This is a genomic window from Paracoccus sigandri (genome assembly GCF_003709565.1).
Taxonomy (GTDB): domain Bacteria; phylum Pseudomonadota; class Alphaproteobacteria; order Rhodobacterales; family Rhodobacteraceae; genus Paracoccus; species Paracoccus siganidrum.
The window spans coordinates 19,141-30,598 of record NZ_QNRC01000038.1; the positions used below are offsets into that span (position 1 = coordinate 19,141).

At 62.2% G+C, this 11,458-nt stretch carries 8 protein-coding genes and 1 pseudogene; all 9 read left to right on the top strand.

All coding sequences use genetic code 11. The annotated features are described in order from the left end of the window. The first annotated feature begins 46 nt into the window (after nucleotides 1–46). Entirely contained in the window at nucleotides 47–2,020 is a 1,974-nt protein-coding gene (locus tag C9E82_RS21060) for a type VI secretion system Vgr family protein (RefSeq protein ID WP_119896342.1), read from the top strand. Then, nucleotides 2,020–2,445 (top strand): DcrB-related protein, encoded by a 426-nt coding sequence (locus tag C9E82_RS21065; RefSeq protein WP_170161959.1) that lies wholly within the window; start codon nucleotides 2,020–2,022, stop codon nucleotides 2,443–2,445. Before C9E82_RS21060 ends, C9E82_RS21065 begins: the two co-directional genes overlap by 1 nt. A gap of 4 nt (nucleotides 2,446–2,449) precedes the next feature. Then, entirely contained in the window at nucleotides 2,450–7,105 is a 4,656-nt protein-coding gene (locus tag C9E82_RS21070) for an RHS repeat-associated core domain-containing protein (protein ID WP_122449382.1), read from the top strand. A 2-nt stretch (nucleotides 7,106–7,107) separates the two neighbouring features. Continuing rightward, nucleotides 7,108–7,548: a hypothetical protein gene (locus C9E82_RS24240; protein ID WP_147393158.1), complete on the top strand. Its 441-nt coding sequence runs from the start codon at nucleotides 7,108–7,110 to the stop codon at nucleotides 7,546–7,548. A 362-nt stretch (nucleotides 7,549–7,910) separates the two neighbouring features. After that, complete coding sequence (locus tag C9E82_RS21075) at nucleotides 7,911–8,354, top strand: DUF7716 domain-containing protein (protein WP_183154125.1); 444 nt, start codon at nucleotides 7,911–7,913, stop codon at nucleotides 8,352–8,354. A gap of 160 nt (nucleotides 8,355–8,514) precedes the next feature. After that, nucleotides 8,515–8,958 (top strand): hypothetical protein, encoded by a 444-nt coding sequence (locus tag C9E82_RS24245; RefSeq protein ID WP_147393157.1) that lies wholly within the window; start codon nucleotides 8,515–8,517, stop codon nucleotides 8,956–8,958. 106 nt (nucleotides 8,959–9,064) lie between these two features. Beyond that, a complete protein-coding gene (locus tag C9E82_RS25445) occupies nucleotides 9,065–9,259 on the top strand; it encodes an AHH domain-containing protein (protein WP_425325179.1) in 195 nt (64 codons plus the stop codon). A 947-nt stretch (nucleotides 9,260–10,206) separates the two neighbouring features. Then, nucleotides 10,207–10,886 (top strand): annotated as a pseudogene (locus C9E82_RS21085) (transposase); the annotation flags it as partial. 55 nt (nucleotides 10,887–10,941) lie between these two features. Then, the gene (gene tnpA / locus C9E82_RS21090; protein ID WP_119901259.1) at nucleotides 10,942–11,343 is read left to right on the top strand and encodes an IS66-like element accessory protein TnpA; all 402 of its coding nucleotides are present in this window, start codon (nucleotides 10,942–10,944) and stop codon (nucleotides 11,341–11,343) included. Nucleotides 11,344–11,458 lie beyond the last annotated feature (115 nt).

An 11,458-nucleotide genomic window follows, 5' to 3' on the forward strand; every position in this document is an offset into this window, starting at 1 on the left:
ATTCTGCGGGCATATTTTATGAGATGATCGTCGCGGGGAGCACCCCATGAACGCCCCTTTCAAACAGGCGGAACGCCTCGGTCGTTTGACCACCGCGCTTGGCCCGGATGCATTGGTTCTGCTGCGCTTTGACGGCGCGGATTTCATGAACGAACTCTTCGAGTTCCATGTCGAGGCGCTGGCCGCCGGCGACGACGTGGATTTCGACGCCCTGGTCGGCACCCATGCCACGGTCCAGATCGAGGGCCGCGAGGGCAGCCGCGCCTTCGACGGCATCGTCACCCAGGCCCGTTGGGCCGGCGTGGGCGAGAACGGCCACCGCTATGACCTGACCTTGCGGCCGTGGTTCTGGCTGGCCGGGCGCAGGCGCAACCAGAAGATCTTCCACAACATGACCGTGGTGCAGATCCTGCAGGAACTGCTGGCCGAATATGCCGGGCTGGGCGATCCGGCGCTGGAGATCAAGCTGTCCGAGGACTATCCGGTCCTTGAATATACCGTGCAATATCGCGAATCGGACCTGGATTTCGCCCGCCGCCAGATGGAGCGGCATGGCATCAGCTTCCATTTCCGCCACCAGATGGGCAGCCATACGCTGGTGCTGACCGACGACGTGCTGTCCCATGACAGCATCGGCGCGCGGCCCTACAAAAGCTATGACGGCCATCACCAGCCCGAGGGCGAGCATTTCTGGGACTGGACGCCCGAGCGCAACCTGACCACCGGCGCGGTGCGGCTGATCGACTACAACTTCAAGTCGCCCACGGCGGCGATGGAGGTGAACCGGCTGGGCGACGCCGCCCATGCGCTGGGTCAGCTGGAAAGCTATGAATATCCGGGCGACTACCTGGACCAGGACGGCGGCCGCATCCTGGCGCGCGTGCGGATGAACCAGGAACGCGGGCAGGACCGTCGCAACCGCGCGACCGGGGACTGCCTGTCGCTTGGCGCCGGCAAGGTGGTGCAGCTGACCGGCGATCCGGTTCCCGGCACGGGCGAGCGTTACCTGTGCCTGTCGGCGGCCTATCATTTCGTCAGCGAGGCCTATGGCTCGGGCGGGGCGGAAAGCGACGGTTACTCCTTCACCGGCCGCTATGTGCTGATGCCCGACACCGCGCCGATGACCGCGCCCAAGCGGACGCCGCAGCCGGTGGTCGAGGGGCCACAGACCGCCGTGGTCGTCGGCGAGGGCGAGATCGACTGCGACGAATTCGGCCGCATCCTGGTGCGCTTCCACTGGGACCTGGAGGATCGCCGCTCGATGCGCTGCCGGGTGGCGCAGAACTGGGCGGGCAACGGGCTGGGCGGCGTGGTGATCCCGCGCATCGGCATGGAGGTGGTGGTCGATTTCATCGATGGCAGCCCCGACAAGCCGATCGTGACCGGCTGCGTCGTGAATGGCGCCAACGGCAATATCTACGGCCTGCCCGCCAGCAAGACGAAAAGCGGCTTCAAGACCAAGACGCATGAGGGCTCGGGCTTCAACGAGCTGAGCTTCGAGGATGCCAACGGCGCCGAGAAGATCTTCATGCACGCCCAGAAGGACCTGGAGCGGGTCATCAAGGACAACGAATCGACCCTGGTGGAATCGGGCAATCGCAGCATCACCGTCCAGACCGGGGACGAGCAGAAATCGGTCGACAGCGGCAACCTGACCGAGACCGTCGCCCTGACCCGCGCTGCGCAGGCCAATGTCATCACCGAAACCGCCGTGGCGGGCCGGGCCGGGCCGGGCGTCATCGCCTATTCCGCCGATGACGACATCACCATGACGGCGCAGAAGCTGGTCTCGGCCCATTCCGACATCAAGATGCAGATGACCTCGACCGAGGAGATGGTGCAGCAATCCAAGGTGATCTCCGTCACCGGCGAGGACAGCATCACCCTGGCGGTCGGCGCGGGCTCGATCACCATGACCAAGGAGGGGATCGTGCTGGCCTTCGGGGGCACGCGCGTGACGCTGACCGAGGATGTGCTGGATCAGGTCGCGGGCATGATCCATCTGAACAAGGGCGAATGATGTATCAGCTGAACGAGGGCAGCATCGACCTGCCCGCCGACTGGAAGGACCAGTCGATCAACATCCTGTCCGCCAGCCGCCTGGGAGAGCCGGGCCTGTCGCTGACCGTGACCCGCGACGACATCCCCTGGGGCATGAGCTTCCAGGAATATGTCGACGACCAGATGAAGCAGGCCAAGGCCAGCCTGAAGGATTTCACCATCGCCGACCAGCGCGAGGTGGCGCTGAACGGCCATGCGGCGGTGCAGCTGGAATGCCGCTGGGTGGCCAAGCAGGGGCCGATGCACCAGATCATCACCACGGTCCTGTCGGGAAACCGGGCGCTGGTGCTGACCGCCTCGATGCCCGGAGAGATGAGCGCGACCCAGCGCGCCGAGGTGCAGCGCATCATCGGCTCGCTGCGGCTGAGCCCGCCGGGGGCCTAGGCCGATGAGCATCCTGCAGGGCGTCCATCTGGGGCAGGTCGCAAGCTCGGGCTACAAGGGCACGGCGGCGGGGTCCTCGACGCCTTCGGGACAGGCATCGCAGCCCTATGTGCCCTCGGGCGATCCGCATTACGACGCGCTACAGCAGGAATATGGGCTGAGCACAGGCGAGCAGGTCTGGGACCAGGCGCTGGCCGTCGGCGAAAGCGACGCTTTCCAGTATACGGCGATGGCGGCCTCGGTCGCGCTGCCCGCCGCCTGGGCGGGGGGGACGGCGCTGGTCGGCGGCGCGACCCTGGGCGGGGCCTCGGTGGCGGCGGGCGCGGCGGCGCTGCCCCTGGCGGTGGCGGCGGGCGCAGGCTTCCTGGGCGGCATGGCGGGCAGCTGGCTTGGCGACAAGGCCGGGCACTGGTTCATGCAGTCGGATTTCATGCGCGACCGGGGCTATGTCCCGATCGCCGGCCCCGGAGAGATGCCGGCCCGGTTCGACCATGACGTCGCGCATGAGAATACCGGCCTGTCGCTGGGGTCGATGATCGGCGGGATCGTCCTGGGCGCGGTCGCGGCGGTGGCGGTGGGCGCGCTGGTCGCAGCGACCGGGGGCGCGGCGCTGCTGGTCATCGCGGCCGGGGCGGCGGCGGGCGGCCTGGTCGCGGGGGCGGGTTTCGGCTTCGCCTCGGCCGTGGGGCAATACGGCACGAACAAGGGCAAGATCGCCGAGGGCTCGCCCGACGTCTTCTTCGAGAACCAGCCCGTCGCCCGCGTCGGCGACAAGGTGGCCTGCCAGGAACATTCGGTCTCGGCCGTGGCCGAGGGGGCCGAGACGGTCTGGGCCAACAACATGCCGATCGCCCGGATCGGCCACAAGACCACCTGCGACGGCACCATCAACGACGGCCTTGCCAGCATCGCCATCGACATGAAGACCAGCGCCAAGTCGCTGCCCATCGATGTCGGCCTGGCCAGCCGGCTGGTCCGCTCGGGGCTGGTGCTGATGGACATCCTGCCCTTTCCGCGCGGTCGCCCGCGCCGGGGCGACAGTTCGGCCAGCGCCATGGGCAACGCGCCGACCAGCTGCCGCAGCGGGGTCGGCTGCCCGGTCGACGTGGCGACGGGGCAGTTCCTGGAGACGCGTACCGACCTGCACATCCCCGGCACCATCCCGCTGGTCCTGGACCGCTGCCACGCGCCGGACTCCTTCGGGGTGCAGGGCAAGAGCTGGGCCGGGACCTGGGCGCAGCACCTGCGCCTGAGCGGCGAAACCATCACCTGGCAAAGCCCGGAAGGCACGCTGGTCACCTTCCACGCGCCGGGCGAGGAGGTGCTGTCGCACAACCTGCGCTTCCCGCATCTGGAGCTGCTGGGCCGGCGCGGTGCCGACCTGTTCCTCTATGACCGGCGGATGCAGCTGTTCCACGTCTTCGCCGACGAGGGCGGCGAGATCCGCCGCCTGTCGCGGATCGAGGATCGCAACGGCAACCGCATCGCCTTCCTCTATGGTCCCGACGGGCTGCGCCGCGTCGAGCATTCCGACGGCTTCGCGCTCCAGGTCCACAGCCGGGACGGGCTGATCCGCCACGCCCATCTGGACGCCGCCGATGGCGAGGATTGCAGCTTCGCGTGGGATTACAACCGCGCCGGCCAGCTGACCGAGGTGCGGTCGTCGCAGATGGGCCATCTGCGCTACGACTATGACGAGCAGGGGCGGATCATCGGCTGGCGCGACGCCAAGGACACCCATGTCCATTATGCCTGGGGCCCCGAGGGGCGGATCACCCGCACCTGGTCCGACAGCGGCCATGTCGGGGTGACGCTGGACTATGACCTGGCGAACCGGCGCACGGCGACGCGGACCGACGATGGCGAGCTGACGCTGTGGGACTGGACCGACGACGGCGTGGTCTGGCGCGAGACCGATCCCCTGGGCCATGTCTGGCTGACCGAATGGGACCGGGCCTTCCACGTCACGGCGCGGGTCGATCCGCTGGGGAACCGGCATGAATTCACCTATGACGCGCTTGGCAACCTGACCCGCGCCACCGATCCCGACGGCCATGCCACCGCCTATGACTACGGCCCGGGCGGGTTGCTTGTGGCGGCGATCGACCCGGCGGGCAACCGCACCGAATACCGCCATGACGCGCGCGGCAACTTGGTGGGCGCGACCGATGCGCTGGGGCGCAACAGCTCGCTGGGGCTGGGCGAGCGGGGGCAGGTCCTGCGCATCGACCTGCCCGGCGGCGTGCAGGAGCGGATCCATTACGACCCGCTGCTGCGCCCCAGCCGCCGCATCGATCCCGACGGGCACGAGATCCGCATGGGCTTCGACACCGAGGGCCGGCTGCGCTGGCTGACCGACCAGATCGGCGCGACGACGCGATATGACATGACGCGCGGGCCGGACAATCCGCGGGGCGCCTTGCGCCGCGTGGAACAGCCCGACGGCTCGGTCAGCGAATTGTCATGGGATGTCGAGGGCCAGCTGGCCCAGGTCACCGATCCGACCGGCGCCAGCCGCCATTTCCGCTATGGCGCCTTCGACCTGCCGGTCGAGACCGTCGATGCGCGCGGCCACCGCTTGCGGCTGGAACATGACCGCCAGATGCGCCTGACCGCCGTCGTCAACGAATTGGGCGAGCGTTACGAATTCACCCATGACGCCGCCGGCCGCGTCGTGGCCGAGCGCGACTATTCCGGCCTTGTCACCCGCTACGAACATGACGCGGCGGGCCGTGTCATCCGCAAGACCGCGCCGGACGGGACCCGGACGGATTACCGCCATTCGCCCGCCGGCCGGCTGCTGGCGCTGCGCGTGACCACCCCCGAGGGCGTGGCCGAGACCCGCTATGACTACGATCCGCGCGGCTTGCTGATCCGCGCCGAAAATGACGTGGCGACGGTCGAATACGACTATGACGCGCTTGGCCGGGTGGTGGCCGAACGGCTGAACGGGCGGCAGATCAGTTTGGACTATTCCGTCGCCGGGCATCGCGTCGCGCGCTCGGGCGACGTGCTGTACCTGGCCGAGGGCTGGACCCGTGCCGGGCTGCCCGCCGATCTGCGCATCGGCGATCACGCGCCGCTGTCCTTCCGCCACGACCCCCGCGGGCTGGAGCAATTGCGCCACTCGCCCGCCGGTTTCGCGCTGGCGCAGGGCCACACGGTCATGGGCCAGCTGGCCGAGCAGATCGCCGGCCCCTTCGCGCGCCTGCCGGAAGAGGCGCGGATCGGCGCCCTGGGCGGCGCCCGCCCGGTCGAGATCGCCACCCGCGTCGGCGCGCGGGCGCATCGCACCTATGACTGGGACCGCGCGGGCCGCGCCATCGCGATCAACGACCGCGTGCTGGGCGAGGTGCGGCTGGATTACGACGACCGCGGGCAGGTGACCACCACCCGGCGCGACACGCCCGCGGGCCAGACGCTGCTGCGCCATTTCGAATACGACCCGGCCCGCAACATCTCTGCCGTGATCGAGGCTGGCCGCACGCAGCCGGTCGAGACCAGCGCCGGTCGCGTCCGCCGCCGCGGCCGCGTCCTCTATCGCCACGACAGCTGCGGCCGGGTGATCGAGAAGCGCGTCGAAGAGCCCGGCTTCCGGCCGCGCGTCTGGCGGATGCATTGGGACGGGCTGGGCCAGCTTGCGGCGCTGGAAACCCCCGACGGGCAGTGCTGGCGCTATGCCTATGACCCGATGGGCCGCCGGATCGCCCGGATGGCGGCGGGGCAGGGCGGTTTCGCCTGCCAATGGGAAGGCGACCGGCTGATCGCCGAGGCGCCGATGACCGCCGACGGCACGGTGGCCTGGGACGCCGCGCGGCACTGGGTCTATGAGCCCGGCAGCTTCCGTCCGCTGGCGCAGATCGAGCGCGGCCGGCTGCACTATATCGTCACCGACCACCTGGGCACCCCGCGCGAGCTGCTGTCGGAAGACGGCGAGGAGGTCGCCTGGCGGGGCGAGCTGTCGCTCTGGGGCGATCTGGCCGAGCTGCGCCTGCCGCGCCGCGCCGCCAATGACGACAGCCCTCCCACGGATTGCCCGATCCGCTTCCAGGGGCAGTTTTTCGACGCGGAAAGCGGGCTGCACTACAACCGCTTCCGCTACTACGATCCCGAGGCGATGCAATACCTGTCGCCCGACCCGATCGGGCTGGCGGGGGGCGTCAGGCCGCAAGGATATGTGGACGATCCGAATGGCTGGGTCGATCCGCTGGGGTTGGCGGGGTGCTACACACCTCCTGGACAAAGGCCGCGTGGTGGAACAGGATCTAGGTACGACCCGATAAATGGCCAAGGCTTGTATGTACTGCGTGACCCCACACAAGGAAACCGGATCGCCTATGTTGGGCGTGGTGACGCACCTGCCCGTGGATATGCTCATGAAAATTCCGTGGACAAGGGGCACCTGATTCAGGAAATCATATATGATAACAACCTGACCAAAGCTGAAGCAAAGTTCCTTGAACAATACCTAATGGATACATATGGTGGAGCGAAGTCGACCAATCCGTTGACGAACCTTCTCAATAAGATTCGTTCCTATAGTCCAACGAATCCGAATGCATCTATCTACGATACTGCGGGGCTCCCAGATGCTTACAAGAACATTCTTCTCGACGAAGCTATGCCGAGAGTGGGGATTCCCTGGATTCCAAGGAGTTAAGCATGAGAGAGGGTGACCTGCTGAGAATCCCTATTGATGATTTCTTTGTTGCGGCAAAGGTGATCTGGATTTCTAACAGGTACAAAGACGTATGCGGCATAGTTGTTTACCCTGCTTGCTTCCAGTGCGCCGAAAATGTTCGTGCGATTGATGGAGATTATCTTGTGATGAAGATGGGTCAAGATAATGTCCGCGTTCTGTACCCCAGCGTAAAAAATGTTACGAAAAAAAAAATATGGGAAGTGGTTGGTTCCGCAGGGGTCATGGGTAATGATGAAATCCCTTATCACATCATTGGCGGCCTGCTTTGCAAAGGTGATGATGAAGTTCGGAATGCTACATCAGAAGACTACGCACGTTTCCCTCGAATGATGACGGCGGGACCGATTGTCGTGCAAAACTTGATACGGCAGGCTCTTTCAAACTTCCAAAAATTTGATTGAGCTTATTTTAATACTTTATGTATTCGGTCATTTTGACAGACGGAAGGCTGTGTAGATCATCCGAATGGCTGGATCAATCCGCTGGGGTTGGCGGGGTGCTCGGATGCTTCTGGGTGCCCACTTTCCAGTCCGTTTTATTCGATGGCATTTGAGGCGCGGCTTACGGGAATGGAACCCATTATCCGGGACGCAGCGACAAACTCCACTTCCAAATATCCAATTAACAGTTGCTTCAGGCCATGCAATCCGATCCGGTTTTGCGCGGCAAATGGAGCGGTTATATCCCGGAATAGCCCAGGGTCACATGGTGCATATCAAAAAATCGCCGCATTCCGATCTTACTTGGCGTCATTACGCAGACCGTGAATCTGCGATGCAGCTTCTTCCGATCGCGCAGCATCGCGTGCCTGGACCCGTGCAAGAAAATCTCCATCCAAACCAAAGGGGCGGTATGGAAAATTGGGGAGGCGGCAGGTGAGGGGCATGGAAAAAATATGATGACATTACGTAAGGCGTTGGATCAGTTTGAAGATCTGACTTGGAGCGACGCGATATTTATCGATAGACGCCAGCCGATCAATATGGATACGGTCTGCCTAATTCACGATCCCGACGATGTGGAAGACGAGAAAGTCGATCTGCCAGATGTTGCGATCGAATTAGGATTTGATTATCTTATGGACGTTCAATCCCTTCAGAGTATTTGCTTGAATATGAGGGAGCAGATGCCTGATGCGAAGGTGGAGGATATCTTCCGAGCATTCTTATTTTATCTAAAAAATGATGCTTTCATCGTAATTCAGTGATCGAAAGTCGAGCTGACCAGAGGGGCGCGAGAACTTCACCATGTTTTCCCCCAGCAATATGATGGGAACATACTCCGCTGAATTTAAGAGAATTGGCGCCGGACTGGCACGGGGAAGTGGAACCTTTCCGCCATACACGACCCACCATACGAGGAATCAGATGAGTGCAGATTTCTATGAGGCAGTCCCTGTGGAAGTCGGACTTCCTGCGGAAATTAAACCGGGAAATTTGAACAGGATACTGAAGACTCTTGGGGCAACTTTGAGCTATGATACTTACAGTTTTGATAGAGACGATATATATCCGCCGTGGCAGTCTGACATTTATGCAATCCTCAACTTGTCTCGCAGCGGTAGTTTGGTTGACGCTCAGGATGTCGTGGATTGCATTGTTGCAGAATATCCGATGGCGAGTATCGGTTCAGAGTTTATCGTTCGTTTTGCAGGAAAGGTCTTTGAGATTTCAGATGCGTTGAATGGCACCGTCGTTATGGATGGACTGAAAGTCACTAAGGATGAGTTGATTGGGAATTTGGATGGTGTAGCAGGCAGACTTCTTTCTGAACGGGGGAAGAGCCTGGAAGTGAGGCACTTGCAATTATGATTGAGAATTCTAGATGGGTTTAAAATGGAATGATCCGAAGGGTTGTGGCGATCCGCTGGGGTTGGCGGGGTGTTCCGACAAGTTGCGCGCCAATATGATGGATGACATGGGGCCGCCGCGCGGCACACGGGCGCGGTGCCGCCAGGCGCAGCATCTGATACCCGGACAGCTGAGTAATCATCCGACTGTGCGTGTTTCTGGCATAGATATCGACGGCGCCAATAACGGCATGTTCTTGCCGGACCGTGGTGCTAATGCAGCAAGTAATATTAATCGAGCTAGCCCGATGACGCGACATTAGGGTAGTCATAAAGGATATAATGATGCTGTCAGGTCCGCGCTTGATCGCATTGACCTGTCGCGCGGTCTACAGCATGTCGCTACCGAAATCGCACGCATGCAAAACTTCCTGCGTCAACAACAATACAACGGCTTGCCGATTCGCAGCGCAGATATGAGTGGAAGATTTACCCCAGGCGGTACAGTAACTGGTACCGAAAGGATGCGATCTCTTTGGGATAAAACACTAAGGAGTGCAGGGTTTTGACGGAAATAATGAATTCACATTTCCTTGAGTCAATTATATTTGCGGGGGAGGCGGATTTTCTTTCCGGTAATCGGCCCGGTCTTCTGCCAAAAAACATCGAGCTTGAGGCGGATTTGAATCGAGCGATGGAGCTTGAGAACACGCAAGATCCCCCGCCGGGGTATCATATATGGAAAGATAGTATCGACGCTTCAGTTTCCCCGGTCTACAGTACTGCGAATGCAAGGGAGGGAGGGGCTAAACTGGAATCTGCAGCAGAGGAGGTTTGGGCCAAGCTTGCGCCCAGGGAAATGGATCTGAGAAAAAAGCAATTAAAGTCAGGCTTAAGCTAAAAGGAAGAGTTCTGGCTTGTGGTTGCGTATGATTCTTTCGAATTGCTGAAGTTAGTTGCGATTGGACGTTACGTTACCGACGAAGAGGGCATTTCATTTCTTGAGGATATATTTCAAGTATATCGTGCTGGCTTCTATCCCTGCGGACTCCTCAAGGACGGATCGTTAGTGGTCTTTGATGTTCGCGCTCTGAAAGGGTGAGCGGATAAGTTTTTAGAGGGCGATCCTTCAAGTTTATGCCAATAATCTGAATGGATGGCTTAATCCTTGGGAATGTCGGCTGACCTGCCCGCCGGAAGTTCCCTCGCCGTGATGTAGAGCCTGCCCAATCTGAAGGAGCAGACGAGATGAGGAAGAGCCGTTTTACCGATGAAGAGAGGACCGTGGCCCCAGTGGGGCCGCGTAAGCCCCGATGAACAGATTGTCGGGATGATCAAGGAACAGGAGGCTGGTTTGCCCACGTCCGAGCTTTGTCGGAAGCATGGGCTGAGCCCCGCGACATTCTACAAGCTGAAGGCGAAGTATGGCGGCATGGACCTGTCCGACGCCAAGCGGCTGAAGCAGCTTGAGGACGAGAATGCGAAGCTCAAGCGCCTGCTGGCCGATGCCATGCTTGACAACGTGGTGCTGAAGGATCTGCTGGGAAAGCCCTGACGACGCTGGTGCAACGGCGGGACGCGGTGCTGCGGGCGCTGAGGGATCATCCGATCTCTCAACGTCGCGCCTGCGTTCTGATCGGTGTCGATCCGAAGACGGTGCGGCGCAAGCGGCCGCCCGACAACCCGGAGATCCGTGAGGAGATGCACAAGATCGCCGAGCAGCGCCGCCGCTTCGGCTATCGGCGCGTGGGCATCATGCTGGAGCGCAAGGGCATGGTCATGAACGAGATCGGAGCCCGTAAAGCAAACGATCCGGGGGATCGTTTGTAGGGCGAAGGGCTCTACCGGATTTACCGGGAGGAAGGTCTGTCGGTGCGGCGCAGGCGCGGTCGCAAGCGGGCGCGCGACAGTCGGACCCCCATGCCAGTGCCGTTGCTGCCGAACCGTAAGCCTGCGGTGAGGACCGTCTGCTCTGATTGAGCAAATGGTTGTAAGGCATTGCCTTATGGCATGCGCTTCAGTTGTTTCACCAATCGAGATCTTCGCCGCCGTTGGGGCTGGCCGTCGTCGGCACTGGTCTGACGAGGACAAGGTCCGGATCGTTGAGGAGAGCCTGCGCGGCTACCGGCAGGGCTCAGCGACGGCCCGCCGGTATGGGATTTCGCGGTCGCTGCTTTCGATCTGGCGGCGCGAGTATCGCCGCGGGATGCTCGGTGCGCCGGAAGCTGGTGGGTTCATGCCGTTGGTGATGGAAGGGTCTCCTCCCGCGTCAACGGAGCAGCCCTCGAGAGAGGCAGACAATGCCCGGATCGAGATCACCCTGACGAATGGTCGGCGGATGACGATCCCCACCGCGCTTTCCCCTTCGCATCTGGCGGCGCTGCTTGTCGTGCTGGACCCGCGATGATCGCTTTTCCTGCCGGGGTAAAGGTTTGGATTGCGGGCGGCGTGACGGGCATGAGGTGCGGGATGGACAGCCTGGCGTTGAAGGTCCAGCAGGGGCTCGGCCGCGATCCGCACGG

Excerpts from the sequence above, each read along its gene's own strand:
- C9E82_RS21060 (WP_119896342.1), top strand. The coding sequence starts at position 47 with ATGAACGCCCCTTTCAAACAGGCGGAACGCCTCGGTCGTTTGACCACC.
- C9E82_RS21065 (WP_170161959.1), top strand. The coding sequence starts at position 2,020 with ATGTATCAGCTGAACGAGGGCAGCATCGACCTGCCCGCCGACTGGAAG.
- C9E82_RS21070 (WP_122449382.1), top strand. The coding sequence starts at position 2,450 with ATGAGCATCCTGCAGGGCGTCCATCTGGGGCAGGTCGCAAGCTCGGGC.
- C9E82_RS24240 (WP_147393158.1), top strand. The coding sequence starts at position 7,108 with ATGAGAGAGGGTGACCTGCTGAGAATCCCTATTGATGATTTCTTTGTT.
- C9E82_RS24245 (WP_147393157.1), top strand. The coding sequence starts at position 8,515 with ATGAGTGCAGATTTCTATGAGGCAGTCCCTGTGGAAGTCGGACTTCCT.
- C9E82_RS25445 (WP_425325179.1), top strand. The coding sequence starts at position 9,065 with ATGGGGCCGCCGCGCGGCACACGGGCGCGGTGCCGCCAGGCGCAGCAT.
- tnpA (WP_119901259.1), top strand. The coding sequence starts at position 10,942 with ATGGCATGCGCTTCAGTTGTTTCACCAATCGAGATCTTCGCCGCCGTT.